The 24563-nt window shown below is 71.5% G+C and carries 24 protein-coding genes; 12 read left to right on the forward strand and 12 right to left on the reverse strand.

What is annotated here, in order from left to right:
• Nucleotides 1-42: 42 nt before the first annotated feature.
• Genes amrS through AB0367_RS22025 form a run of 4 tightly spaced genes read left to right on the forward strand, consistent with a single transcriptional unit; the run spans nucleotide 43 to nucleotide 3505 of the window.
• Nucleotides 43-1107: an AmmeMemoRadiSam system radical SAM enzyme gene (gene amrS / locus AB0367_RS22010; protein ID WP_366228229.1), complete on the forward strand. Its 1065-nt coding sequence runs from the start codon at nucleotides 43-45 to the stop codon at nucleotides 1105-1107.
• Nucleotides 1104-1937, forward strand: coding sequence for an AmmeMemoRadiSam system protein B (gene amrB, locus AB0367_RS22015; protein WP_366228230.1), 834 nt, complete (start codon nucleotides 1104-1106; stop codon nucleotides 1935-1937). The genes amrS and amrB overlap by 4 nt, the downstream gene beginning before the upstream one ends.
• Nucleotides 1938-1982: 45 nt before the next feature.
• Nucleotides 1983-2492, forward strand: a complete 510-nt coding sequence (locus tag AB0367_RS22020) for a SigE family RNA polymerase sigma factor (protein ID WP_366228231.1) — start codon at nucleotides 1983-1985, stop codon at nucleotides 2490-2492.
• Nucleotides 2492-3505 carry an LCP family protein gene (locus tag AB0367_RS22025; protein ID WP_366228377.1) on the forward strand — a complete coding sequence of 338 codons (1014 nt, stop codon included), beginning with the start codon at nucleotides 2492-2494 and terminating at the stop codon, nucleotides 3503-3505. Before AB0367_RS22020 ends, AB0367_RS22025 begins: the two co-directional genes overlap by 1 nt.
• A gap of 14 nt (nucleotides 3506-3519) precedes the next feature.
• Here the strand turns inward: AB0367_RS22025 and AB0367_RS22030 are convergent, their stop codons facing one another.
• A complete protein-coding gene (locus AB0367_RS22030; protein WP_366228232.1) occupies nucleotides 3520-3732 on the reverse strand; it encodes a hypothetical protein in 213 nt (70 codons plus the stop codon).
• A gap of 267 nt (nucleotides 3733-3999) precedes the next feature.
• Here AB0367_RS22030 and fbaA point away from each other — a divergent pair, with 267 nt between their 5' ends.
• Complete coding sequence (gene fbaA, locus AB0367_RS22035) at nucleotides 4000-5025, forward strand: class II fructose-bisphosphate aldolase (RefSeq protein WP_366228233.1); 1026 nt, start codon at nucleotides 4000-4002, stop codon at nucleotides 5023-5025.
• A gap of 65 nt (nucleotides 5026-5090) precedes the next feature.
• Here fbaA and AB0367_RS22040 read toward each other — a convergent pair whose 3' ends face one another.
• The gene (locus AB0367_RS22040; RefSeq protein WP_366228234.1) at nucleotides 5091-6326 is read right to left on the reverse strand and encodes a hypothetical protein; all 1236 of its coding nucleotides are present in this window, start codon (nucleotides 6324-6326) and stop codon (nucleotides 5091-5093) included.
• A gap of 201 nt (nucleotides 6327-6527) precedes the next feature.
• On the opposite strand from AB0367_RS22040, the gene AB0367_RS22045 reads away from it, so the two are divergent.
• Entirely contained in the window at nucleotides 6528-6944 is a 417-nt protein-coding gene (locus AB0367_RS22045) for a DUF3151 domain-containing protein (RefSeq protein WP_366228235.1), read from the forward strand.
• A gap of 30 nt (nucleotides 6945-6974) precedes the next feature.
• Here the strand turns inward: AB0367_RS22045 and AB0367_RS22050 are convergent, their stop codons facing one another.
• On the reverse strand, nucleotides 6975-8750 hold the full coding sequence (locus AB0367_RS22050) for a chromosome partitioning protein (protein WP_366228378.1): 1776 nt from the start codon (nucleotides 8748-8750) through the stop codon (nucleotides 6975-6977).
• A 121-nt stretch (nucleotides 8751-8871) separates the two neighbouring features.
• Nucleotides 8872-9738, reverse strand: a complete 867-nt coding sequence (locus AB0367_RS22055) for a diacylglycerol kinase family protein (protein WP_366228379.1) — start codon at nucleotides 9736-9738, stop codon at nucleotides 8872-8874.
• A 92-nt stretch (nucleotides 9739-9830) separates the two neighbouring features.
• Here AB0367_RS22055 and AB0367_RS22060 point away from each other — a divergent pair, with 92 nt between their 5' ends.
• Both AB0367_RS22060 and purD read left to right on the forward strand, forming a co-directional pair.
• Nucleotides 9831-11117, forward strand: a complete 1287-nt coding sequence (locus AB0367_RS22060; RefSeq protein WP_366228236.1) for an adenylosuccinate synthase — start codon at nucleotides 9831-9833, stop codon at nucleotides 11115-11117.
• A 22-nt stretch (nucleotides 11118-11139) separates the two neighbouring features.
• On the forward strand, nucleotides 11140-12387 hold the full coding sequence (purD, locus tag AB0367_RS22065; RefSeq protein ID WP_366228237.1) for a phosphoribosylamine--glycine ligase: 1248 nt from the start codon (nucleotides 11140-11142) through the stop codon (nucleotides 12385-12387).
• Nucleotides 12388-12478: 91 nt separating this feature from the next.
• Here the strand turns inward: purD and AB0367_RS22070 are convergent, their stop codons facing one another.
• Both AB0367_RS22070 and AB0367_RS22075 read right to left on the reverse strand, forming a co-directional pair.
• The gene (locus AB0367_RS22070) at nucleotides 12479-13693 is read right to left on the reverse strand and encodes an acyl-CoA dehydrogenase family protein (RefSeq protein WP_366228238.1); all 1215 of its coding nucleotides are present in this window, start codon (nucleotides 13691-13693) and stop codon (nucleotides 12479-12481) included.
• A gap of 3 nt (nucleotides 13694-13696) precedes the next feature.
• A complete protein-coding gene (locus AB0367_RS22075) occupies nucleotides 13697-14152 on the reverse strand; it encodes an SCP2 sterol-binding domain-containing protein (RefSeq protein WP_366228239.1) in 456 nt (151 codons plus the stop codon).
• A gap of 68 nt (nucleotides 14153-14220) precedes the next feature.
• On the opposite strand from AB0367_RS22075, the gene AB0367_RS22080 reads away from it, so the two are divergent.
• Nucleotides 14221-14871: a TetR/AcrR family transcriptional regulator gene (locus tag AB0367_RS22080; protein ID WP_366228240.1), complete on the forward strand. Its 651-nt coding sequence runs from the start codon at nucleotides 14221-14223 to the stop codon at nucleotides 14869-14871.
• Here AB0367_RS22080 and AB0367_RS22085 read toward each other — a convergent pair.
• Together AB0367_RS22085 and AB0367_RS22090 are read right to left on the reverse strand one after the other, a co-directional pair.
• On the reverse strand, nucleotides 14859-15806 hold the full coding sequence (locus AB0367_RS22085) for a rhomboid family intramembrane serine protease (RefSeq protein ID WP_366228241.1): 948 nt from the start codon (nucleotides 15804-15806) through the stop codon (nucleotides 14859-14861). The genes AB0367_RS22080 and AB0367_RS22085 overlap by 13 nt on opposite strands.
• A 45-nt stretch (nucleotides 15807-15851) precedes the next feature.
• A complete protein-coding gene (locus AB0367_RS22090) occupies nucleotides 15852-16391 on the reverse strand; it encodes a peptidylprolyl isomerase (protein WP_366228242.1) in 540 nt (179 codons plus the stop codon).
• A 187-nt stretch (nucleotides 16392-16578) separates the two neighbouring features.
• On the opposite strand from AB0367_RS22090, the gene AB0367_RS22095 reads away from it, so the two are divergent.
• Nucleotides 16579-17214, forward strand: coding sequence for a hypothetical protein (locus AB0367_RS22095; protein ID WP_366228243.1), 636 nt, complete (start codon nucleotides 16579-16581; stop codon nucleotides 17212-17214).
• Nucleotides 17215-17275: 61 nt separating this feature from the next.
• On the opposite strand, the gene AB0367_RS22100 is transcribed toward AB0367_RS22095, so the two are convergent.
• From AB0367_RS22100 to AB0367_RS22110, 3 genes are all read right to left on the reverse strand, one after another.
• Entirely contained in the window at nucleotides 17276-18340 is a 1065-nt protein-coding gene (locus AB0367_RS22100; RefSeq protein ID WP_366228380.1) for a magnesium and cobalt transport protein CorA, read from the reverse strand.
• 376 nt (nucleotides 18341-18716) lie between these two features.
• Nucleotides 18717-19811, reverse strand: coding sequence for a PLP-dependent aminotransferase family protein (locus AB0367_RS22105; RefSeq protein WP_366228244.1), 1095 nt, complete (start codon nucleotides 19809-19811; stop codon nucleotides 18717-18719).
• 136 nt (nucleotides 19812-19947) lie between these two features.
• The gene (locus tag AB0367_RS22110; protein WP_366228245.1) at nucleotides 19948-20334 is read right to left on the reverse strand and encodes a CBS domain-containing protein; all 387 of its coding nucleotides are present in this window, start codon (nucleotides 20332-20334) and stop codon (nucleotides 19948-19950) included.
• 106 nt (nucleotides 20335-20440) lie between these two features.
• Between AB0367_RS22110 and AB0367_RS22115 the strand changes: the two genes are divergently transcribed.
• Together AB0367_RS22115 and AB0367_RS22120 are read left to right on the forward strand one after the other, a co-directional pair.
• Nucleotides 20441-21877, forward strand: a complete 1437-nt coding sequence (locus AB0367_RS22115) for a GuaB1 family IMP dehydrogenase-related protein (RefSeq protein WP_366228246.1) — start codon at nucleotides 20441-20443, stop codon at nucleotides 21875-21877.
• Nucleotides 21878-21960: 83 nt separating this feature from the next.
• Nucleotides 21961-23316, forward strand: a complete 1356-nt coding sequence (locus tag AB0367_RS22120) for a hypothetical protein (RefSeq protein ID WP_366228247.1) — start codon at nucleotides 21961-21963, stop codon at nucleotides 23314-23316.
• Nucleotides 23317-23364: 48 nt separating this feature from the next.
• On the opposite strand, the gene AB0367_RS22125 is transcribed toward AB0367_RS22120, so the two are convergent.
• Complete coding sequence (locus AB0367_RS22125; RefSeq protein ID WP_366228248.1) at nucleotides 23365-24540, reverse strand: glycosyltransferase family 4 protein; 1176 nt, start codon at nucleotides 24538-24540, stop codon at nucleotides 23365-23367.
• Nucleotides 24541-24563 lie beyond the last annotated feature (23 nt).

Below are 24563 nucleotides of genomic sequence, written 5' to 3' on the forward strand. Positions count from 1 at the left end.
AAAGCAACGGCCGAGGCAATTACCGCGGGTTAGGCTCAACCTATGGCGGTGGTGGCGACCGCACATTGGCACCGGCTCGACGACGGGCGGGTCCAGTGCGACGTGTGCCCCCGCAACTGCCGGCTACATGAGGGGCAGCGCGGTTTCTGCTTCGTCCGCCAGCGCGAGGGCGACGAGATCGTGCTGACCACCTACGGCCGATCGTCGGGGTTCTGCGTCGACCCGATCGAGAAGAAGCCGCTCAACCACTTCCTGCCCGGCTCGCCGGTGCTGTCGTTCGGCACGGCCGGCTGCAACCTCGGCTGCCGCTTCTGCCAGAACTGGGACATCTCCAAGAGCCGGGAGATCGACACGCTCGGTGCCGCCGCCGGCCCGGAGCAGCTCGCCGCCGCGGCCGAGCGCCTGGGCTGCCGCTCCATCGCGTTCACCTACAACGACCCGGTGATCTTCATGGAGTACGCCATGGATGTCGCCGATGCCTGCCGCGAGCGCGGGGTCAAGTCGGTCGCGGTCTCGGCCGGCTACATGAATCCGGCGCCGCGCGAGGAGTTCTACCGGCACATCGACGCGGCGAACATCGATCTCAAGGCGTTCAGCGACCGCTTCTACTCCAAGATCACGTTCTCCCGGCTGGACAAGGTCCTGGACACGCTGGAGTACCTGCGCGGCACCGACGTCTGGTTCGAGATCACCACCCTGCTCATCCCCGGGCACAACGACGGCGACGACGAGCTGCGCCGGCAGTGCGACTGGCTGCTGACCCACCTCGGCCCGGACGTGCCGCTGCACTTCTCCGCGTTCCACCCCGACTTCAAGATGCTCGACGTGCCGCCGACCCCGCCGGAGACCCTGCGCCGCGCGCGGCGGATCGCGCTGGAGGCCGGGCTGCGCTACGTGTACACCGGCAACGTGTATGACCCCGACGGCCAGACCACGAGCTGCCCGGGCTGCGGCGCGGCGGCGGTCGTGCGCAACTGGTACGACCTGGTGTCCTACGCCGTCACCGACGACGGCCGCTGCGCGGCCTGCGGCTACGCGATCCCCGGGGTGTACGAGGGGCCCGCGGGCGGGTGGGGAAGGCGGCGCCTGCCGGTGAGCATCGGTTGAGGCCGCCGGCCGTGGCCGGCAGCTTCTACCCGGCCGACCCGACCGTGCTGCGCGCCACGGTGGAGACGCTGCTCGACACGGTACGGCGCGAGGCCGGCGATGAGGCCGACCGTGTGGCCGACAGGGCGATCGCATACGTCGTTCCGCACGCCGGCTACCGCTGGTCGGGCCCGACGGCGGCACACGTCTACGCCCAGCTGGCCGGCCGCGACATCGACCGCGTGGTGATCCTCGGGCCGGCCCATCGGGTGCCGCTGCGGGGGATCGCCGTGCCGGCCGAGGAGCGCTGGTCGACGCCGCTCGGCCCGGTCGACCTCGACGCCGAGGGCGTCCGGGACCTCGTGGCGGACGGCCTGGCGATCGCCGACGACGAGCCGCACGCGCTCGAGCACTCGCTTGAGGTACAGCTGCCGTTTCTTCAGGTCCTGGGGTTTTCCCGGGTGCTGCCGGTGTGCGTCGGGGCCACCGCGGCCGACGCCGTGGCCGCCCTGCTGTCGGTCGTCGCGGTGCCCGGCTCGCTTGTGCTGTGCAGCACCGACTTGTCCCACTACCTGACCCGGGAGCAGGCGCGGCGGACCGACGCGGCGACCGCCGACGCGATCGTACGGCTGGAGCCGGAGCGGATCGGCGAGCTGGACGCGTGCGGGCGGTACGCGCTGCGCGGCCTGCTGGCGTGGGCGCGCGACCTGCGCCCGGCGGTCCGCCTGCTGCACCTGGCGACCTCGGCGGACGAGGGCGGGCCCGCGGAGCGGGTGGTCGGATACGCCGCCGTCTCCCTGGCCGAAATCCCCCGGGTACCGCAACGTTCGGCCGGTCCCGATCCGTCATAGGGTCAAGACCAGCCGGGCTGACGGCCGGGTCGGCGGAGGGGTCGGTTGACGTTCGAGGAGTTCGTCGAGGCGCGGCTGCAAGCGCTGCTGCGCTATGCGGTCATGCTGACCGGCGACCCGCACACGGCGCAGGACCTCGTTCAGGAGACGATGATCCGCGCGCAGCTGCAGTGGCGCCGGATCGCCGCCGCGGACCTGCCCGAGCGATACGTCAAACGCATGCTCACCAACGTCTACATCGACCTGCACCGCGGCTCGTGGCTGCGCCGGGTCGTGCTGCGCGGCGTCGACCTCGACGAAACCGTGGCGCCGCGCACGGTCGGCGACCACGCGGACGACCTGGCCGAGCGCGACCAGATGTGGCTGTGGCTGGGCCGGCTGCCCCGCCAGCAGCGGGCGGCCCTGGTGCTGCGCTACTACGAGGGCCTCACCGACGGCGAGATCGCCGAGGTGCTCGGCCGTCCGGTCGGCACGGTCCGCTCGTGGATCTCCCGCGCCCTGAGCACGCTGCGCGCGCATGTCTCGCCGGCCATGGCCGGCGGTGATGCGCCGTGATGGACCAGCTGCTGCGCGACACGTTCGCCCGGCACGAGGAACTCGTCCCGGCTACCCCGCCCGGCCTGCGCGCGGCGATCCTGACCGGCGCTCGCCGCCGGCGTGCCCGCCGCCGCTGGGCCTGGACCGGCCTGCTGACCGGCGTCTTCGTCCTCGTCGCGCTGCTCGCGGTGCCGATCGCGACGCTGCCCCAGCAGGCGGCGCACCGGCAGGTTGCCGCGCCCACGGCCCCGATACACCTGCTGCTCGTCGGCATCGACCGCGCCGGCGAGGAGCCTGCGGTCCAGGTGCGTGCGAACCTGATGGTGCTGGTGCACATCGATCCGGCGGCGCGCACCGCGTATGCGGTCGTGATCCCGCGCGATCTGATGTTCGACGTTGCGGGCCTGGGCCGCCAGCGCGCCGACGGCGCCTACCTGGTCGGCGGCTACCGGCTCGCCGCGGAAGCGATGGCGCGGCTGACCGGCGTGCCCCTCGACGGCGGCGCGGTCGTCGACATCGCCGCGATGGAGTCGATCACCGGCGCCGCCGGAGGGGTCGACCTGTGCGTCGAGCGGCGTGTCCAGTCGCGCCGTCTCGCCTACGACGGGCGTGGCGGCGTGGCCGAGCCCGCCCCCGGCCGCGCGCCCGTGGTCTACGAGCCCGGCTGCCGCCACTACGACGCCCGGCAGGCCGTCGACTACCTGCGCGAGGCTGCGGGCGCCGGCGACGAGCGCGCGCTGCGCCAGTATCTGACCGCCCTGGCCGCCGCGGCGTCCGATCCCGCCCGGCTGCCCGCGCTGCTCGCCGCGGCGGGTGCCGGCGTTGAGCTGTACCTCGGCGCCGGTTCGCTCGCCGGCCTGGCCGGCACGCTGCGAGCCATCGACCCGAGCCGCGTGTCCGGCCTACGCCTGCCGTCGACCCCGTCGGACACCGGCCGGGCGCCCCTGCCCGGCGGCGACGGCCTCTACGACGCCCTGCGCGCCGGGCGGGTCGGCCCCTGGCTGGCCGCCCACCCGCAGTACGCGGCCTGACGGTCGGTGCCGGGTCAGTACTCGTCGTCGAGATCGACCTCGCGGTCCTGCTCGATGGCGTCGTACTCGTTGGCCTCCCACGGGCGCGAGTGCGGGGTCTGCGGGCGTTCCAGCGGGTTGGCCGGCAGGGCCTGCTCGGCGGCGTCCGCCGGCGAGGCCTCCGGGTCGCGCACGTCGGGGTCGAGGCGGTCGTCGACGGTCAGCAGTTCCTCGTCTGGCTGGGTCATCGCCAGGGCTCCCTGTCGCTCGTGGTCTCCCGTGGTCTTCGCACTGCGGGCTGCGTTCGGGCCGCTCTCAACCGTACGACTGTTCCGGCCGGTTCGCCTCCGGGCCGCGCGATTCTCCGCCCGGTCTCCCTCCCAGGCGGGCACGTCACCCGGCGTCGAGCGGTCCGTGCCGCTGCGGGATAATCCGGGTAGGACAGCGCGGTCCGCATGGAGCCGTGCCTGTCGGCTCCAAAAACCGCACGATCCACATAGTCAAGGAGCGCCGTCATGCCCATCGCCTCGTCCGATGTCTACGCCGAGATGCTCGACCGCGCCAAGGCCGGCGCGTTCGCCTACCCGGCGATCAACGTCTCGTCGTCGCAGACGCTCAACGCGGCGATCCGTGGTTTCGCCGAGGCCGGGAGCGACGGCATCATCCAGGTCTCGACCGGCGGCGCGGAATACCTGTCCGGCCCGACCGTCAAGGACATGATCACCGGCTCGGTCGCGCTGGCCGCGTATGCGCACGAGGTCGCGAAGAAGTACTCGATCAACATCGCGCTGCACACCGACCACTGCCCGAAGGACAAGCTCGACGGCTTCGTCCGCCCGCTGCTGGCCATCTCCAAGGAGCGCGTCGCCAAGGGCGAGGAGCCGCTGTTCCAGTCGCACATGTGGGATGGCTCCGCGGTCCCGCTGGCCGAAAACCTGGAGATCGCCGAGGGCCTGCTCGCGGAGGCCGCCGCGGCCAACGTGGTCCTGGAGATCGAGGTCGGCGTCGTGGGCGGCGAGGAGGACGGCGTCGTCGGCGCGATCGACGAGAAGCTGTACACCACCGTCGAGGACGGCCTGGCCATGGTCGAGAAGCTTGGTCTCGGCGAGAAGGGCCGCTACATGGCCGCCCTGACGTTCGGCAACGTCCACGGCGTCTACAAGCCGGGCAACGTCAAGCTCCGCCCGGAGATCCTCAAGCAGATCCAGGACGCGGTCGGCGCCAAGTACGGCAAGGACAAGCCGCTGTCGCTGGTCTTCCACGGCGGCTCGGGCTCGCTGCTGTCGGAGATCCGCGAGGCGCTCGACTACGGCGTGGTGAAGATGAACATCGACACCGACACGCAGTACGCCTTCACCCGCCCGGTCGCCGGCCACATGTTCGCCAACTACGACGGCGTGCTCAAGATCGACGGCGAGGTCGGCAACAAGAAGGCCTACGACCCGCGCGCGTGGGGCAAGCTGGCCGAGGCCGGCCTGGCCGCCCGTGTGGTCGAGGCCTGCGAGCACCTGCGCTCGACCGGCACCTCGCTCAGCAAGTAAGGCGTCGCTTTACGGAACGGCCCGGCTGGAATCAGCCGGGCCGTTCCGCATTACTCGCCCCTTGCTCAGGAGGTGAGGATTTCGGCGGCCTCCGCCACGTCGTCGGTGATGTGCAGCAGCGGGCGGAGGTCGCCGACCGGCGAGGCGGCGAGCAGCGGCTCGAGCAGCCCGCGGATCGGCAGGCGGTCGGTCCAGTGCCGCACGTCGAGGAAGACGAACGGGCCGCTCGCGCCGTCGGTGGCGTAGAACGACTTCGTCGCCGCCTGGAAGACCTCCTGGACCGTGCCGGCCATGCCCGGGGCGAACACGATGCCGCCGCGCGACAGCCGCAGGATCGTGTCCTCGCGGATCGCGTTGGAGAAGTACTTCGCGATCTTCGCCGCGAACAGGTTGGCCGGCTCGTGGCCGTAGAGCCACGTCGGGATCGCCAGGCCGCCGCGCCGGGCCCAGGTGACCGGGTCGCCGTGCGCCTGGCCGGCCGGGGCCGTCGGCGCGTATGCGGCGGAGTCCGGCGTGGGCGGGACGGGCGCGGCGAAGCTGTCGCGCACGGCCAGGGCCGCCCGCGTGTAGGGATCGTGATCGTGGAAGTCGGGCGCCTTCGCCAGCGTGTCGATCGCCTCACGCAACGTGTCGAGCGGGTGTTCGGCCAGGAACGCCCCGAGATTGGCGGCCTCCATCACGCCCGGCCCGCCGCCGGTGATGACCAGCCGGTCGGCGCGGGCCAGACGCCACGCGAGCTCGGCGGCGCTGCGGTACTCCGCCGCGCCGCGCAGCGCCGCGTGCCCGCCCATGATGCCGATCGCCGCCGCCGGGCCGCGTGTGGCGATCCACCCGGCGGTCACGTTGGCCAGGGCGTTGTCGATGCCGGAGTCGTGCATGCGCTGCGCGACCGCCTCGCGGATCTGCGGCGTCGCGCCGCCGGTGGCGCGGAAGTGCTGGTAGACGACGCTGTCGAACATGCCCTCGAAGCCGTCGGAGACGAAGCCGGCGGCGAGGTCCTCCGGGTTGTACAGCTGCGACGGGTGCGTCGGATACGGGACGCCGGTGAACTCGGGGACCACGACCGCGTGGCGCCGCAGCAGGTCCACGACGCGGTCGAGGTCGGCGAAGTGGCAGCCGATGAAGAGCGAGCCGGCGACGTCCACGGCGGACAGGTCGACAGCGGCGAGGTCCAGCCCTTGGACGATCTTGCCGGCCACGGTGTTCCGATCGAGGTGGAACCGCAGCTCCTCCGGCGACTCGATCTCGTCCGGAGAGTGGTCGTGCAGGGCGAGGACGTCAGTGGGTGGCGGGGTCGACACGGGTACATCCTCGCAAATGGACACCACCGGACGTGCGCACAAAGGGCGATGGCCCGATCCGGAGGATCGAGCCATCGCTAACCGGGTCCTGGGGAGGCTCCGGAGCTTTATTTGTAGTACGCGCCGTGGGTGTGCACACCCTCCGTGCGCTGGAACGCGGCCTCAGCCGTTCAGTTGAGCCGCCTCTGGTGTAATTGCGGCATGCCGAACCTGCTGCCCGAGCCCGCGCCCACCCTGCTCCCCGCCGATCCGCACGCCGCCGAGTCGCTGGCCAAGGCCGACACCGAAGAGGCCGTCAAGGCGATCGTCGCGGCGCTCCCGGCTTACAGCGCCGCCTGGGCGCGCCTGGCCGAACTGGCGCTGGCCGCCGGCGAGCCGGTGACCGCCTATGCGTACGCGCGGACCGGGTACCACCGCGGCCTCGACCAGCTGCGGCGCAACGGCTGGCGCGGCTTCGGCCCGATCCCGTGGGCGCACGAGCCCAACCAGGGCTTCCTGCGCGCGCTCCACGCGCTCGGCCAGGCCGCCGGGGCGATCGGCGAGGCCGAGGAGGCCGAGCGGTGCGCCACGTTCCTCAACGACAGCGACCCGGCCGCCACCGCCGCGCTCGCCGGCTGACCTTCGGTTACCGCCGCTCGGACGCGGCTTTCACAGGCCCTCGGACACGGCCGCCGCGACCTTGAGCCAGGCGTCGCGGCTGGCCGTGGACAGGCCCGGGTAGTGGATCGGCTCGCCGGAGTCGATGAACCGCTCGTAGGGCACGATCAGCACGATGCGGGTCCGGGCCGCGAAGTGCCGGGTGATCGCGGGCACGTCCACGTGGCGCCGGCTCGGCGGCATCGACACGACCGTCACCGCCTGGCGCACCAGCCGCTGCCGGCCGTGCTGCTCCAGGTGGTCGAGCATCCGCGAGGCGGTCTCAGCCGAGTCGTTGCGTGCCGACATCGTGACCACGAGCTGGTCGGTCGCGTCGATCGCGGCCTGCCAGTTCTCCGCGCGCACGTTGTTGCCGGTGTCCACCACGATCAGCTTGTAGAACCGGCTCACCACGTCGCGGATCTCGCCGAACGCGTCGGCGGTCAGCATCTCGCCGGCCGTCGCCGACTCGTCGGAGGCGAGCACGTCGAACATGCCCTCGCCCTGCGCCCGCACGTATTGCGACAGGTCACCGACGCGCCCCTGCGCGCCCCGGAAGTTTCCCATGTCGTGCAGCAGGTCCCGCACGGTGCGGGTGTGGAAGTCCTGCTGGGCGCGCATGCCGAGGGTGCCCTGGGTCTCGTTGTTGTCCCAGGCCAGCACGTATCCGCCGCGCTTCTGCCCGAACGTCATCGCCAGCAGCAGCACGGCCACGGTCTTGCCGGCGCCGCCTTTCGGGTTGACCACGGTCACCTGGCGCAGCCCGCCGAAGTTGCGGCGGACCATCTCGACTTCCTGCCGGTACTCCATCTCCCGCCGGCCCGGCGGCAGCGTGACGAGCCCCAGCGTGCCCTTGGACAGCGCCGCCCGCACGCCCCGCGAGGCGATCGGGTCGGCGGGCCGGGCCTGCCGGCGCCGGGCGAACTCCTCGGCGGTCGGGGTGCTTCCGTCGTGCCAGTGCTCCTGCGGCATCGGGGGTAGCGGCGGTACCGTGGGCGCCCCCATCGGCTGCGACGCCGGATACGGCGCTTGTCCGGTGGGGGGAAATGGCCCCTGCGCCGGAGGTCGTTGCCCCTGCGGCGGAAATCCTTGCGGCGGTGACCCCTGGGGTGGGAGCTGAACTGGATAGGGATGTGCTGGCGGGGCTTGTGGGGGGCCGGAGACCGGGCTGGGCAGCGGCGGCCCTGAGACGGGCTCCCGGGGCGCTGGGAACGCGGGCGGCGGCCCCTGGGACTGGGGCGGCATCGGCGGCGGCCCCTGGGGTGGGGGCTGAACCGGATAGGGATGCGTCGGCGGGGCGTGTGGCGGGCCGGAGACCGGGCCGGGCAGCGGCGCCCCCGAGACGGGCTCCCGGGGCGCCGGGAGCGCGGGTGACGGCCCCGCGAACGGCCGGTCGACCGGAATGCCGCCAGACACCGGAATGCCCCCGCCGCCGGAGACCGGGATCGCGCCCGAGCCGGACACCGGGATGCCACCGCCGCCCGGTGAGGACACCGGCTCACCGCCGGTCGGCACGTGCGGCACCGGACGGCCGTGCTGCAGGCCCGGTGGGGCGTCGGAGCGCCCGAGCTGTCCAGGTTCGCCGGGCCGGGCCGCTTGACTGATTCGACCGGTTTGGCCTGGTTGGCCCGGTTGGTCAGCCGGATCCGCTTGGGGGGAGCTCTCGGGGCCCGAGTCGTCGCGGACCGGCCACGCCAGCGGGTCCACGCTGCTGGGCGGCTGCGACCACGGCGAGCCGACATGCTCGGGGCCGGGCTGCGCCGACCGCCCACCCCGCCGCCCGTCGATGTTCTCGTCCGGCGGCCAGACCATGTCGTTCACGATCCCTTCCCTCCCCGCGGTGCTCTACCACCGTAAGCGACGGGTCCGCCATATGGCACGTCTGTAGGGGACAGGGGCGCGAAGGGCCCTATGGCACGTAGACGGCCCAGGCGCCGCGCTCCATCCACCACGATCGCTTGCGGTTGAGCGTGCCCTCCACGCCGTCGTCGACGAACGGCACGTCGGAACGGGGCGAGATGGCGACCGCCCGGCCATGGGCGCGGCGGACCTGGATCTCCACGCGCGGGCGGCGGAAGAGCCCGCGGGAGGCGACCGGCACGGCGACCGCCACGTCGAGCACGCCATCGTCCATGGCCGGCGAGGTGACCAGCGGCAGGCCTTCGACGGTCGCGTATCGGGCGGCGTTGGCGACGACCGACATCAGCACCGGCTCGGTCCCGTCGGCCAGCACGGCGTCGTCGACCTCGACGCGGGCCAGGTAGGTGCCCGCGGAGCCGCCGGCGTCCACGCCGCCCAGCAGGGCGCCGTCGAGCGTGATCGAGCCGCCGTCGTTGCGCAGCAGGTCGAGGCGGCGCACCCGGCCGCCGAGCACCGCGGCGGCGACGTCGGCGGGGACGCGCGGCAGGCCCAGCCGGGTGGCCAGGTCGGTCGCGTCGGGGCCGAGCGGCAGGACGCCGATCGGTGGCAGGTCGGGGAGGGTGCGGTCCTCGGGGAGGGACTCGGGGCGCTTGCTCGGCGCCGGGGCGTACATCCGCACGAGCCGGCGCACGACGGCCCGCAGCTGCCCGTCGGCGGCGGTGGCCACGATCAGCCGCGACTCGGGCAGCGCCCGCAGCGCCGCGTCGATCTCCGCGTCGTCGTGTGCGACGACCGTCCGGACCTCGGCGGTTGCCGTGCGCAGGGCGTCGCGGCAGGCAAGAATGGGTGTACGAGTGCCGCAAGCGCCGTTTTCGCAGGCGCACTGCGAGTCGTCGCCGAGCGCGAGCAGCACGATGTTGACCACCGTTGTCAGCCTGCCTTTCCGAAGGTTGTTAGCCTGGCATCCGGGCGAGCTCGGGTCGCCCGACCTTGGAGGGGCGAGCAGACATGCCAGCGATCGTGCTCCTCGGCGCCCAATGGGGCGACGAGGGCAAGGGCAAGGTTACCGACATGATTGGCGGCGGCGTGGACTACGTCGTGCGCTATTCGGGCGGCAATAACGCGGGTCACACGGTGGTGACACCCGATGGGCAGAAGTTCGCCCTGCACCTCATGCCGTCCGGCGCTCTGTGGCCCAACGCGGCCATTGTGATCGGCAACGGGGTCGTGGTCGACCCGAAGGTGTTGCTGGCCGAGATCGACGGGCTGGCCGAGCGTGGAGTCGACGTGTCCCGCCTGATGATATCGGGTGACGCACACCTCATCATGCCGCACCATCGGGCGCTGGATCGGGTGGTCGAGCGCTACCTCGGCTCGTCCCGCATCGGCACCACCGGCCGCGGCATCGGGCCCGCCTACGGCGACAAGGTCGCGCGCATGGGCATCCGGGTGCAGGACCTGCTCGACCCGGGCATCCTGCGCAAGAAGCTCGAGATCGTGCTGCGCGAGCGCAACCAGGTGCTGTTCAAGGTGTACAACCGCAAGGAGATCGACGTCGACGCGGTGGTCGAGGAATACCTGACCTACGCCGAGCGGCTCCGCCCGTACATCACCGACACCCGGCAGGTCCTGTGGCGGGGCCTGGAGGAGGGCCGCACGGTCCTGCTGGAGGGCGCCCAGGCGACCATGCTCGACATGGACCACGGCACCTATCCGTTCGTGACGTCGTCCAACCCGACCGCCGGCGGCGCCTGCGTCGGGGCGGGCATCCCGCCGACCGCGATCACCCAGGTCATCGGCGTGACCAAGGCGTATACGACCCGCGTCGGCTCCGGCCCGTTCCCGACCGAGCTCTTCGACGACAACGGCGTCCACCTGCGCAAGGTCGGCCGGGAGTATGGCACGACGACCGGTCGCGAGCGGCGCACCGGCTGGTATGACGCCGTGGTCGCGAAGTACGCCACCCGGCTCAACGGGATCACCGACCTGGTCGTGACCAAGCTCGACGTGCTCTCCGGCCTGGATAAGGTGCCGATCTGCGTCGGCTACGAGGTCGACGGCAAGCGCACCGACGACATGCCGATGACGCAGACCGAATTCCACCACGCCACGCCGGTGTATGAGGAGCTGCCGGGCTGGTGGGAGGACATCTCGCAGGCCCGCGCGTTCGAGGACCTGCCGGTCAACGCCCAGCGCTACATCGAGCGGATCGAGGAGCTCGCCGGCACCCGTGTGTCCATCATCGGGGTCGGGCCCGGCCGGGATGAAAACGTGGTCCGGCACGAGCTGCTCTAGTCCGTCCGACTAGTCTGCTGCAGTGCGCGTACTTCTCATCGGTACTGGCGGCCGCGAGCATGCCCTCGCCGCCGCCCTGACGGCCGACCCGGCCGTGACCGCCCTGATCTGCGCCCCCGGAAACCCGGGCATGGCCGCGCTGGGTGAGATCGCCGACGTCGACCCGCTCGACCCGGGCGCCGTCGCGGCGCTCGCCGTGGAGCTGGGCGCCGACATGGTGGTCGTCGGGCCCGAGGCGCCGCTGGTGGCCGGGGTCGCCGACGCGGTGCGCGCGAAGGGCATCCCCTGCTTCGGCCCATCGCAGCAGGCGGCGCAGCTGGAGGGCTCGAAGGCGTTCGCCAAGGACGTGATGCGCGCGGCGGGCGTGCCCACCGCGCGCTCGTTCCTGTGCACCACGCCGGAGGAGCTGGCCGCGGCGCTGGACGAGTTCGGGCCGCCGTATGTGGTCAAGGACGACGGGCTCGCGGCCGGCAAGGGCGTCGTGGTCACCGAAGACCGCGAGGCCGCGCTGGCCCACGGCGCGGCCTGCGGGCGGGTCGTGGTCGAGGAGTATCTCGCCGGCCCCGAGGTGTCGCTGTTCGTGGTGACCGACGGTGTGGCTGCGGTACCGCTGCAGCCGGCCCAGGACTTCAAGCGCATCTTCGACGGCGACCTCGGCCCCAACACGGGCGGGATGGGCGCCTACTCGCCGCTGCCGTGGGCGCCGCCGGACCTGGTCGAGCACGTCATGGCGACGGTGGTCCAGCCGACGCTCGCCGAGATGCGGGCCCGTGAGGCGCCGTTCAGCGGCACGCTCTACGTCGGCCTGGCGCTCACCGCCGACGGGCCCAAGGTCATCGAGTTCAACTGCCGCTTCGGCGACCCGGAGACGCAGGCGGTGCTGGCCCGGCTGGAGACCCCGCTGGCCGGCGTGCTGCACGCCGCCGCGGTCGGCAAGCTCGCCGAGGACCCGCCGCTGGCGTGGCGCTCCGGCGCCGCCGTCTGCGTGGTCATGGCCAGCGCCGGATACCCGGAATCGGCCCGCAAGGGCGACGTGATCACCGGCGCCGACGATGTGCCGGGCGTGCTGCACGCCGGCACCGCTCGCACCGCCGACGGGGCTCTGGTGACGGCGGGCGGCCGGGTGCTGACCTGCACCGCGCTGGGCGCTGACCTCGCCGAGGCCCGTGACGCCGCCTACGCGCTGGTGCGCGGCGTCGACTTCGACGGCGCCCAGTTCCGCACCGACATCGCGCTCGCCGCGGCGGAGGGAAGAATCCTCCTGCCGTAGGCATCCCCCGCCCGCCGGGTGGGATGACGCTGGCGCCGCACCGCAGTGTTCCGTTGTGCGGCGCCCGCGTTGGATAGAGCCGCGTCGCCGTTCAGCGGATGTGGGTGCCGGAGATCGCGCGGGACACCACCAGGCGCTGGATCTCGCTGGTGCCCTCGAAGATGGTGTAGATCTTGGCATCGCGGTACCAGCGCTCGACCGGGTGTTCGCGCAGGAAGCCCGCGCCGCCCAGGATCTGCACGGCCTTCTCGGTCACCGCCACGGCCACCTCGCCGGCCTTGAGCTTGCTCATCGAGCCCTCGCCGGCCTCGAACGGGCGGTTGTTGCGCCCCATCCACGCGGCGCGCCACACCAGCAGGCGGGCGGCGTCGATCTCCATGCGCATGTCGGCCAGCGCGAACGCGATGGCCTGGTTCTCGATGATCGGCCGGCCGAACTGCACCCGCCCCTTGGCGTACTCCAGCGCGTACTCATACGCGGCCCGGGCCACTCCGAGCGCCTGCGCGCCCACGACGGGGCGGGACAGCTCGAACGTGCGCATCGCCGCCTGGCCCTGCGCCCTGCGGCCCTCGCGGGCCCGGGCGAGCCGCTCGTCGAGGACGTCCTTGCCGCCGAGCAGGCACACGCCGGGCACCCGGACGTCGTCGAGAAACACGTCGGCGGTGTGCGAGGCGCGCAGGCCGAGCTTCTTAAGCTTCTTCGCGCCGTTGAGCCCGGCGGTGCCCGGCGGCACGACGAACGCGGCCTGGCCTCGCGAGCCGAGCTCCGGCTCGACGCTGGCGGTGACCACGTGGACGTTGGCGATGCCGCCGTTGGTGGCATACGCCTTCTGGCCGCTGATGACCCACTCGTCGGTGGCCTCGTCGTAGCGGGCGCGGGTGCGCATCGAGCCGACGTCGGAGCCGGCCTCGGGCTCGGTGGTGCAGAATGCGGCCACCTTGGGGTTGTCGGCGTCGCCGAAGCACTGCGGGACCCACTCGACCATCTGGTCGGGGGTGCCGCTGCCGTAGATGGCGGCGACGGCGAGGCTCGTGCCGAAGATGGCCATGCCGATGCCGGCGTCACCCCAGAACAGCTCCTCGTTGGCCAGGCACAGCGAGAGGCCGGACGGGTCCGCCCAGGCGTTGGCGAGGAACTCGAAGCCGTACAGACCGATCTTCGCGGCCTCCTGGATCACCGGCCACGGCGTCTCCTCGCGAGCGTCCCACTCCGCGGCGACCGGGCGCACGACTTCGGCCGCGAAGCCGTGCACCCAGTCGCGGAGGTCCCGCTGTTCCTCATTCAGGTCGAGCGAGAACTCGGGCATGGATCAGGCCTTGGGAATGTCGAAGAGGTTCGCGATGTTGGCCGCCAGGCCCAGGTCGCCCTTCGCCTTGAGCTTGCCGGTCATGAACATCATCATGGGGTTGCCGGCGCCGGAGACGACCTTGAGGAAGTCGACCGGGCCGACGGTGATCGAGAGCTTCGAGTCCTGGCCGGGGCTCGGCGACAGCGTGCAGGCGCCGTCGGCGATGACCAGCTCGTAGGCGTCGGTGCCGCCGTCCGGCGCGCCGGTGATGTTCCAGTGGATGATCGCGTTGGTCGAGCCGGCGCGGTCGGGCCGGAACAGCTCGGGGAACCGGGAGAAGATCGCGTCCAGGACGGTCTTGCGCTGGGGGCTGTTCATGATGTCGGCCAGCCGCGAGTCCGGCGCGCTCTTCACGATCTGCGCGAACTGCTTCGGGTCGATGTTGGTGAAGTCACCCAGGGCGTCAAGATCGGTCATGGTGGTGTCCTCCGTTGATATTAAGCTACTCATGCGTAACCTTACGCACGAGTAAGTAGGGTGACAAGATGCTGAAACGGCTTCCGCGTGTGGTCCGCGAGCAACAGATGCTCGACGCCGCGGTCAAGGTCTTCTCCAACCGGGGTTTCCACGCGGCGTCCATGGACGAGATCGCGGAGCTGGCCGGCATTTCCAAGCCGATGGTGTACGCCTACCTCGGCGCCAAGGACGAGCTGTTCCTGGCGTGCCTGCAGCGCGAGGCCACCCGCCTGATGGAGGCGGTGGCCGGCGGCGTGCGCCCGACCGCCCGCCCCGACGAGCAGCTGTGGAACGGGCTGCGGGCGTTCTTCGCCTTCGTCGGCGCGCACCGGGACGGCTGGCGGGTGCTCTATCGGCAGGCCCGCAGCGAGCCGCGCTTCGCCGGCGAGTTGGCCGGCATGCGCGCCCGGATCGTCGAGGTGGTCGCCGCGCTACTGGAGAGCGCCTGCGTGCAGGCCGACCTCGCGGGCCGGATCCGGACACCGGCCCGCCCGGACGACTTCCTAGCGATGGCCTACGCCTACGTGGGCGCGGCCGAGTCCCTCGCGGACTGGCTCGCCGACCACGAGGAGGAGGATCCGGAGCAGACGGCCACCCGGATGATGAACTTCGTCTGGGTCGGCGCCGACGCGCTGTTGCAGGGGCGCGTCTGGCGTGCGGACCGTTCTCAGGCCGGATAGCCCACCGGCGGCACCTGCGCCAGGCCGACCGCGAACGCGACGCCGAGCAGCACCAGCGCGCCGACGATCGTGACCGCCTGCACGGCGTTGCGCTGTTTCTGCGGCGCGTAGGCGAGGCCGGCCGTGACGACCGCGCCGGTGATCAGCCCGCCGAGGTGTGCCTGCCAGGAGATGTAGCCGCTGAAACTGAACGTGATCACCAGGTTGAGCACGAGCACGGGCACGATGCTGGCGATGCTCAGGCGCATCCGGCGCAGCACCACGATCATCGCGGCGAACATTCCGAAGACCGCGCCGGAGGCGCCGGCGCTGGGCACGTTGGGCGAACCCAGCATGAACGCCAGCACGCTGCCGCCGAGGCCGGAGATCAGGTAGACGGCGAGGAAGCGCAGCCGGCCCAGCGCCGCCTCGAGCGGCCGGCCGAGCACCCACAGCGCCCACATGTTCATCACCAGGTGCAGCACGCCGAAGTGCAGGAACATCGCCGTGAACAGGCGATACCAGTCGCCGTCGGCGACGCTCGGGCCGGGCACTCGGATGTCGGTGCCCTGCGCGGTGAAATACGGCACCAGCGCGCCCCACTCGTGCAGGGGCGTCAGGCCGCCGAGCAGGCCGCCCAGGCCTCCGCCGCCCATGCCCCGCGCGGCGTTGTGGCCCGCGCTGATCAGGGCGATGACGAAGACCAGCACGTTGACGACGATCAGCGCGATCGTCACCGTGCCCTCGGCACCGGAGCGGCCGCCGCCGAACGCGGTCCGAGCCTGGCGCTGCGTCCTGGAGCCCTGGCGGACGCAGTCCGGGCACTGGAAACCGACCGAGGCCTCGTTCATGCAGTCGGGGCAGATCGGCCGGTCGCAGCGGGTGCACCGGACATACGTCTCGCGATTGGGGTGCCGGTAGCAGACAGGGACCACGTTCGCCGGCGGCTGATTCATGCTGACAAGGTTAGCCAGGTATGACCGTGACTCCCCCTGGGCTGGCTACGCGGTGCGCTCGATGTCGACACGCTGGATGACGATGTCGTCCACCGGGCGGTCCATGCGGCCCGTCCGCGTGGTCGAGATCTGATCGACGACCTTGCGGGAGTCCTCGTCGGCGACCTCGCCGAAGATCGTGTGCTTGCCGTTGAGGTGCGGCGTCGGGCCGACCGTGATGAAGAACTGCGACCCGTTGGTGCCCTGCCCGAAGCGGATGCCGGCGTTGGCCATGGCCAGCAGGTAGGGCCGGTTGAAGGACAGCTCCGGGTGGATCTCGTCGTTGAAGTTGTAGCCCGGGCCGCCCGTGCCGGTGCCGGTCGGGTCGCCACCCTGGATCATGAAGTTGGCGATGACGCGGTGGAAGATGACGCCGTCGTAATACGGCCCCTTGCCCGCCTCGCCCGTCCGCGGGTCCGTGTATTCCTTGCTGCCCTCGGCGAGTTCCACGAAGTTGCGCACGGTCTTGGGCGCGTGGTTGGGGAACAACTCAAGCCGGATGGGACCGACGTTGGTGTGCAGCGTCGCGAACAGTTGCTCGGCCACCAGTTCTCCCTTTCCTTGGTGACATTCCGTCATCACCGTATCCGACGTCCATTCTGGCGGATCCGGGTGTACGGGCGACCGGTTCGTTGCAGGATGACCCGGAGCGGACCTGCTCCTGAGGTTCTCCCTGGTCGGATCGGGGTAATCGGGGAAGGACGGGTTTGCCGCGCCTCAGGAGGTGGAGCAAGTGTTTCGACGTCGTCAGGTGCAGACGCACAGCCGGCTCGCACGGGACGAGCTCGGGGAAAGCCTCGATCACCTGCGAATGGCCGCGGCGCACGCCGCCGATGGCGCTTCGGGCGCCTTGGCGCCGCGCGTCGACGCCGCTCGCAGGGCCATGAAGCCGCATCTGGAGAGCGGCATGAGCCGTGCCAAGGGTGGCGTGGACACGGTCATGATCATCGCGCGGGACCGCTCGCGGCTGACCGGCCGCAAGGCGGTCAAGACGGGGCGCAAGGGAAAGGTCGGGATGACGAGAAACGGGCAGAAGTCGTCGCGGCGCTGGCCGACGATGATCGGTGGGCTGCTGATGGCGGGCGCCGCCGTCGGCGTGGCGAGCGCGTTGCTGCGCCGTCGCCGCGACCAGCAGGGCTGGGACGAGTACGGCGCGACCCGCACGACGAGTGACAGCGGCTCGATGCTCGAGTCCGCGAAGTCCACGATGGACGCCGGCATGGACAAGGCCCGGACGATGGGGGAGGCGGCCAAGGATCGCGCCTCCGACCTGATCGGCCACAAGAGCACCAACACGGGCCCGAGCGGCAGCGGGGAGCACGAGAAGTCCCCGATGTCGCAGGCCGCGTCGAAGAACAGCCGCTCTTAGGGCGCGATCGCGTAGGTGGGCCGTCCCCGGCCACGGGGGACGGCCCACCTACATTCACCGTCTACAACCAGCCGCTGCGGCGGAATCCCCAGAACAAAGCCGCCGAGCCGCCGACCATCAGCGTCATCACGCCGGGATAGCCGAAGACCCATTCCGTCTCGGGCATGTATTTGAAGTTCATCCCATAGATGCCGGCGATCGAGGTGACCAGGGCGGCGATGGCGGCCCACGCGGCGATCTTGCGCATGTCGTTGTTCTGGTCGACGCTCACCTGCGCCAGCCGCGCCGCGAGCACCGAGTTGATCACGTCGTCGAGGTAGAGCACCTGCTCGACCGCTCGGGCGAGGTTGTCGCCGACGTCGCGGAAGTACCGGCGGATCTCGTCGGGCACGTCGGCCAGTTGCCCGGTCACCAGCCCGGCCATCGGCCGCTGCAGCGGCAGCACCGCCCGCTTGAACTCCATCAGCTCGCGCTTGAGCTGGTAGATGCGCTGGATGCGCCCGGCGTCGCGCCGTCCGCCCCGCTGCGGGTTGAACACCTGGTCCTCGACCGCGGCGACATCCTCCTCGATTCCCGTCGCGACCTCGAGAAGCATGTCGACCACGCTGTCGGCGACGGCGTAGGCGACGGCCCAGGGCCCGCGGGCCAGCACCTCCTGCCGGCGCTCCAGCCCGGAGCGGACCGGGGCGAGCCGGCTCGCGTCGCCGTGCCGGACGGTGATGACGAAGTGCTCGCCGATGAACATCAGCACGTCGCCGGTCTCGACCACCTCGCTGGTGTCGGTCAGCTCGTCGTGCTCGACGTATCGGGCGGTGCGCATGGTCAGGAAGGTCATCTCGCCGTACCGCTCGACCTTCGGCCGCTGCCGCGACTGCACCGCGTCCTCGACGGCCAGCTCGTGCAGCTGGAACGTCTCCGCGATCGCGGCCATCTCGGCCGCCTGGGGCTCCTTCAGACCGATCCACACGAAGCCGCGGCGCCGCCGGGCGGCCTGCAGCGCCTCCGCGTAGTTACGGTTGCCCGGCTGGCGCACGCCGTCGATGTACAGCGCGCAGTCCACGATCGCGCTCTGCTCCGGCGGCTGCGCGGCGGACTTGGCCGCCAGTGGCGTGGAGTTGTTGAGCATCCGCGACATGGCCCGCACCGGCCGGGACAGCGCGCGCTGCAGCGGACGGGTGCCGGAGTGTTGATCGTCGGCCATCTCGACCTCCCTGGGGGAAGCGAGGTCGGTCCGCCCGGTGCCAACTTCCGCCCGAAAGTTGGCACCGGGCGGACCGACCGCAGGTGGGGGGTGGGGGGCGCGGTCGGCCCACCCGGTGCCGTTGGGGGGCGGGGGTGATGCCTGCAGCGCGATTCGCAAAGCGCGCCGGGCTGGATTTTGATCCATCCGGCACCGCCTGGGGAACCACCCCCACCATCACGGTTTGGTGTCAGCTTGCTTGGACTGCTGCTGACTTGCTGTGAACGGGGAGCACGAATGGCCCCAGCCACCCCGGCCGGCCTCAGCCGGCCCTGCGCACCGCCTCGATCGCCGCCGCGAGACGCTGGACGCCCTCGTCGACCTGATCCGTGAGGACCGCCGAGAACGCGAGCCGGACCGAATTCCGCCCGCCCTCCAGCAGGAAGTCGCTGCCCTTGACCACGGCCACGCCGAAGTCCCGGGCCGCCACCTTCTCCAGCTCCGTCGTGTCGACGTCCTCGGGCAGCTCCACCCAGAGGAAGTAGCCGCCGTCGGGCTCGACGAACGTCGCGTCCGGGATGTGCTTGCGCAGCCCCTCGGCCAGCAGCCGGGCCCGCTCGCCCAGCGTCGCCGACACCGTCGCGATCGAGCGCTCGATGTCGCCGTTCACGCAGAACTGGTGCGTGATCGCCTCGGCCACCATGCTCGGCGAGATGTAGAGGTTGGTGGCCCGCTTCGCGATCGCGGCGATCGTCTCCTGCGGGCCGACCAGGTAGCCGACCCGCAGGCCGGGCGCGATGGTCTTGGTGAACGAGCTCGCGTGCACCACGACGCCGGCGGTGTCCTGGGACAGCATCGTGGGCAGCTTCTCGCCCCGCCAGCGGATGTCCGCGTAGGGGTCGTCCTCGAAGATCGTGAACCCGTACTGCTCGGCCAGCCCGACCAGCGCGCGGCGCTTCTCGGCCGACAGGGTCACGCCGGCGGGGTTCTGGAAGTTGGGGATGATGTGCGCGAGCCGCGGGCGGACGCCGCTCTCCAGCAGAGTGCGCAGTTCCTCGACGTCCAGGCCGTCCTCCCGCACCGTCACCTGGTGCACGGTGGCGCCCAGGTTGCGCAGGTTGAGCAGGGTGCGGTCGTAGGTCGGCTTCTCCACGACCACGACGTCGCCGGGCTTGACCAGGTGCTCGAAGAGCAGCGCGTCGGCCTGCAGCGAGCCGTTGGTCACGATGACGTGGTCGGGCTCCACGCCGTGCTTCGCCGCGATCCACGAGCGCAGCGGGAGGTAGCCGACGGACGTGCCGTAGGCGGTGATGCCGGCCGGGTCGGCCTCGAAGGCGCGCACCGCGGCCGCCTTGAGCCCGTCGATGTCGATGATGTCGAGACTCGGCGCGCCACGGGCGAAAGAAATCAGCTGCATGGTGGCAGCCTACGCAGCCGCGTGGCCGCCGTTCAGCCGAGTTCCCCGCCCTCCACTGGGGGGAACGGGGGCCCTGACCGGCGTTTTTCCGGTGCGCCGACCTCGCCGGGGCTGATTCCGCGCCCCGGACCGGGGATCACGCCAGGATTGCCGTCTGAACCCAGACACGAATGATGTCGCGCACAGAGATCACCCCGAGCACGTCGTCACCGTCGAGGACTACCAGGTGGCGGAAGCCGCCGCGGACCATGGCGGCCGCGGCCTGCTCGATCGTCCACGAGGGGCTCGCGTAGACGACCTCCCACGTGATGTGGTCGGCGGTCCGCTCGACGTCCGGGTCGAGATCGGCGCCGATCGCGTTGAGGATGTCCCGCTCGGTGATGATGCCCACGCCGGCACCGTCGGGGTCCATGACGATCGCCGAGCCGACCTTCCGCCCCGACATGAGCGCGGCGGCCTGACGGAGGGTGTGGTCAGGGCCGAGCTGGACGACGGCCGTGGACATGGCTTCGTGAACCTGCATGGCGCATCAACTCCTCGCAAGGCACGGTACGGATATCGTCCCGCCTCGGCGACGAACTCTCAAGACCCACTCGCCCAGCCGTGCGCCCGCGATACAGTTGCACGACGTGCGGTTTCTCAACGACCAGACGCCCGGGCACGATCTCACCTACGACGACGTCTTCATGGTGCCGAGCCGCTCCGCGGTCGAGTCGCGGATGCAGGTGGATCTCACCACGCACGACGGAAGCGGCACCACGATCCCGATCGTCGTGTCGAACATGACCGCCGTCGCCGGCCGGCGCATGGCCGAGACCGTCGCCCGCCGCGGCGCCATCGCGATTATCCCCCAGGACATTCCGATCGACGTCGTCGCCGAGGCGGTCTCCTGGGTGAAACGGCGGCACCTGGTGTACGACACCCCGATCACCCTCGGCCCGGCCGAGACCGTCTCCCTCGCCCTGGACCTGCTGCCCAAGCGGGCGCACGGCGCGGTGATCGTGGTCGACGACGGCCGCCCGATCGGCGTGGTCACCGAGAGCGACTGCGTCGACGTCGACCGCTTCACCCAGCTGGGCAGCGTCATGTCGCGCAACCTGCTCACCCTGCCCGACGATGCGATGCCCGAGGAGGCGTTCAACCGGCTGGCCGCCGGCCACCACAAGCTGGCGCCGGTGATCGACCAGGACGGCCAGCTCGTCGGCATTCTGACCCGTAACGCCGCGCTGCGTGCCACGCTCTACTCCCCGGCCGTCGACGCGGAGGGCCGGCTGCGCATCGGTGCCGCGATCGGCATCACCGGCGACGCGGCCGGCCGCGCGGACAAGCTCATCGCCGCCGGCGTCGACGTGCTCGTGGTCGACACCGCGCACGGCCACCAGGAGCGCATGATCGGCACGCTGCGCGCGGTGCGGGCGCTGGACCCGGCCGTGCCGGTGGTGGCCGGCAACGTGGTCACCCGGGAGGGGACCGCCGACCTGCTGGCCGCGGGGGCCGACATCGTCAAGGTCGGCGTCGGACCGGGCGCCATGTGCACCACCCGGATGATGACGGGGGTCGGCCGCCCGCAGTTCTCCGCCGTGCTCGAATGCGCCGCCGAGGCGCGCCACTACGGCGGGCACGTGTGGGCCGACGGCGGGGTCCGCCACCCGCGCGACGTGGCCCTCGCCCTCGCCGCCGGCGCCTCCAACGTGATGATCGGCTCCTGGCTGGCCGGCACCCACGAGTCGCCCGGCGACCCGCGCCGTGACCCCGACGGCCGGCTCTACAAGGAGAACTTCGGCATGGCGTCGGCCCGGGCGGTGAGCCGCCGCACGGCCGACGACACGGCCTACGAGCGCGCCCGCAAGGCGCTGTTCGAGGAGGGGATCTCCTCCTCCCGGATGTACCTCGACCCACGCAGCCCTGGCGTGGAGGACATCCTCGACGAGATCGTGGCCGGCGTGCGCAGCGCCTGCACCTACGCGGGCGCCGCCGACATGGCCGAGTTCGCCGAGCGGGCGACGGTCGGCGTGCAGAGCGCCGCGGGTTACGCGGAGGGTAAACCTCTCGACGTGAGCTGGTGATTACGGCAAAAGTCGGATGGTCCGGTCACGTGCGGGTCCCGTAATGTGCGTCTCGTGAACCTCGATCGCGACCATTCCGGCTCGTGAACCTACGCCCGTTGTCGCGCCGCATGCAGGGGTTGGGCGGCGCTTCTCGCTTCGTCGGCGCGGGCCTGCTGGACCAGGTGGTCATCGCCGCCGCCAACTCGGCGAACACCCTCCTGGGTGCCACCTTGCCGAAGGAGCAGTTCGGCGCGCTGGCGCTCGCCCTCGCCGTGGGCTACTTCGCCATGTACCTGAACCGCGCGGTCGTCGGCGACGTGCTGCTGGCGCTGGCCTCGCGGTATGACGGGGAGCCCCGTGTGCGGCTGGCCCGCAACGGCGTGGCCACCGCGCTGTGCTCCGGCCTGCTCGCCACCGCGATCTTCGTGGTGCTCTGGGCCGTCTGGCCCAACACAGGCGAGATCGACCTGAGCCAGATCATCTGGCTCGCGCCGTTCATGGTGCCGATCATGGTGCACGACACGGCCCGCTGCGACTATCTCGCCGATCGGCGCCCGGACAAGGCCCTCGGCATCGACCTGGTCTGGGCCGGCGTTCAGGCGACCCTGGTCGCCATCATGATCGTCACGCACACCTTCAGCGCTGGCGGCCTGCTGGCGGTCTGGGGCCTCGGCGCCACCGCCGGCGCCACCGTCTACCTGGTGCGCGAGCGCCGCCTGCCGTGGCAGGGCAGCCCGCTGGCCTGGCTATCGGAGACCCGACACTTGTCCGGCTGGTTCACCGCCACCGCGATCGTGGCCCAGGTGCAGGTGCTCGCGATCAGCTTCATCGTCGCCGGCCGGCTCTCCAAGGTCGACCTGGCCAACCTGCGCTTCGTGCAGACCGTGCAGCTCTCGCCGATCCAGAACCTGATCACCGCGATCCAGAGCCTGCTCGTTCCGCGCGCCTCCCGCAACGCCGCGGCCGCCGCCAAGCCGGGCCCGGAAGGCATCGAGGCCATGCTGGCGCTGCGCCGCCAGACCCGCCAGCTGGCCACCGCCTTCGCCATCCTCGGCGCGCTGATGGTGCTGATCGTCTGGCCGCTGGTCTCGTTCGTGCTCGTGCACACGCACAAGTTCGCGGAGGCCGCCCCGCTGGCCCTGCCGATCGCGTTGCAGGGCGCGGTGTACCTGCTCCAGGTGCCCTTCACCGCGGCGATGCGAGGGATGCACCGGGCACGGATGCTGTTCCTGCAGTACGTCGTGTTCGCCACGGTCTCGCTCAGCGGCCTGACCCTCGGCGCCGACTGGGGCGGGCTGCACGGCGCCGCGTGGGGCCTGCTGACCGGCTCGACCGCCGGCCTGATCTGCATGGTGATCCTGTACGCCTACGCCCTGAGGTGGGTCGGCCCGCAGCCGGGCACGCCCGCACCGGAGCGTGTGGAGGTCCCGCAGAAGCCTAGCGAGGCCCCGGTCTGATCGGCGCTGAGCGGCGCGAGTGCCGCTCAGCGCCGTATCGGCCTGCGATCAGCCCGCCGACGGCCCCGCGCCGCGGTCGAGGACCGCTCGGTAGATGCCGATCAGCCGCTCGGTGAGCACGTCCGGGGCGAACTGCGACTCGTAGCGCGCCCGCGCCACCGGCGCCAGCGCCGCCGCGCCCTCGTGTGCCTTGCGCAGCCCGTCGGCCAGCGAGGCGGCGTCGGCTTCGACGACCCAGCCGGCCTCGCCGGTCAGGTACGGCATCCCGCCCCGGTCGGTGACCAGCACCGGGCGGCCGCCGGACAGCGCCTCGAGAATGATCGTGGGGAGCACGTCGTGCCAGGTGGAGGCGGCGATCACGCAGGCGGCGCGGGCCACCTCGGCGCGCACGGTGGCGTTGTCGACCGGTCCGAGGTAGGTGACGTCCCCGCGTTCGGCCGCGGCCCGCTCGGCATGTGGGCGCAGCGGCCCGTCGCCGATGATCCGCAGCGGGCCGAGCGCCCCGTCGTCGTGCCGCGACCAGGCGTCCAGCACCAGTTCGAGCCCCTTTTCCGGGGTGAGCCGCGCGGCGTAGAGGAAGCCGTTGCCGGGCCCGGTCGCCGCGCCTGTGTCCGGGATGCCGTTGGGCTTCACGGTGATGCGCTCGGCGGGGATGCCGAAGTCGGCGAGGTGGGCGGCGATGCGGTCGGTCAGCGCGACGAAGTGGTCGACCTGCTTCCAAGTGCTGCGGTGGTACGTCAGGGTGGCCGCCATGACCGCCGACTGCGCCTTGGAACCGCGATAGCACGCGTGCGTGACGGCCGGCGTCGGGAACGTCCGGCCCCGGCACTGCGTGCAGATGTGCCCGTCGCGGAAGTACAGGCCCGGCGCGCAGACCTGCCGGTAGTTGTGCACGGTGTGCACGACCGGGACGCCGTGGGCGTGTGCGGTCTTCACGATCGAGGGGGAGATCAGCGGATACGGATTGTGTAGGTGTACCAAATCCGGCTTTTCCGCTTTTATCACCGCGGACAGCGCGCGCTGCGACGCGCCGTTGCGCAGCGGGGAGAGCGGCAGCAGCACCTTCTGCGCCGTGGAGAACGTGCCGATCTCGTCCGAGCTGCGCAGGAAGGGCACCACGGTGACGCCTGCCGCGCCGAGCTGCGCGATCTCGGCATCGACGATCACGTTTTCGCCGGACGGCTGCCCGGACGCGTAACGATTGTGCGCGACGACGACCTTCATGATGCAGGAAGCCTACGGACCGT

Origin of the sequence: Dactylosporangium sp. NPDC051484, assembly GCF_040689395.1 — a bacterium.
In the GTDB taxonomy this organism is placed as follows: domain Bacteria; phylum Actinomycetota; class Actinomycetes; order Mycobacteriales; family Micromonosporaceae; genus Dactylosporangium.

Coding starts and splice junctions, on each gene's coding strand:
- amrS (WP_366228229.1), top strand. CDS start 43: ATGGCGGTGGTGGCGACCGCACATTGGCACCGGCTCGACGACGGGCGG.
- fbaA (WP_366228233.1), top strand. CDS start 4,000: ATGCCCATCGCCTCGTCCGATGTCTACGCCGAGATGCTCGACCGCGCC.
- AB0367_RS22100 (WP_366228380.1), bottom strand. CDS start 18,340: ATGCTCAACAACTCCACGCCACTGGCGGCCAAGTCCGCCGCGCAGCCG.
- AB0367_RS22025 (WP_366228377.1), top strand. CDS start 2,492: ATGGACCAGCTGCTGCGCGACACGTTCGCCCGGCACGAGGAACTCGTC.
- AB0367_RS22060 (WP_366228236.1), top strand. CDS start 9,831: ATGCCAGCGATCGTGCTCCTCGGCGCCCAATGGGGCGACGAGGGCAAG.
- AB0367_RS22070 (WP_366228238.1), bottom strand. CDS start 13,693: ATGCCCGAGTTCTCGCTCGACCTGAATGAGGAACAGCGGGACCTCCGC.
- AB0367_RS22075 (WP_366228239.1), bottom strand. CDS start 14,152: ATGACCGATCTTGACGCCCTGGGTGACTTCACCAACATCGACCCGAAG.
- AB0367_RS22085 (WP_366228241.1), bottom strand. CDS start 15,806: ATGAATCAGCCGCCGGCGAACGTGGTCCCTGTCTGCTACCGGCACCCC.
- AB0367_RS22080 (WP_366228240.1), top strand. CDS start 14,221: ATGCTGAAACGGCTTCCGCGTGTGGTCCGCGAGCAACAGATGCTCGAC.
- AB0367_RS22105 (WP_366228244.1), bottom strand. CDS start 19,811: ATGCAGCTGATTTCTTTCGCCCGTGGCGCGCCGAGTCTCGACATCATC.
- AB0367_RS22125 (WP_366228248.1), bottom strand. CDS start 24,540: ATGAAGGTCGTCGTCGCGCACAATCGTTACGCGTCCGGGCAGCCGTCC.
- AB0367_RS22110 (WP_366228245.1), bottom strand. CDS start 20,334: ATGCAGGTTCACGAAGCCATGTCCACGGCCGTCGTCCAGCTCGGCCCT.
- AB0367_RS22045 (WP_366228235.1), top strand. CDS start 6,528: ATGCCGAACCTGCTGCCCGAGCCCGCGCCCACCCTGCTCCCCGCCGAT.
- AB0367_RS22030 (WP_366228232.1), bottom strand. CDS start 3,732: ATGACCCAGCCAGACGAGGAACTGCTGACCGTCGACGACCGCCTCGAC.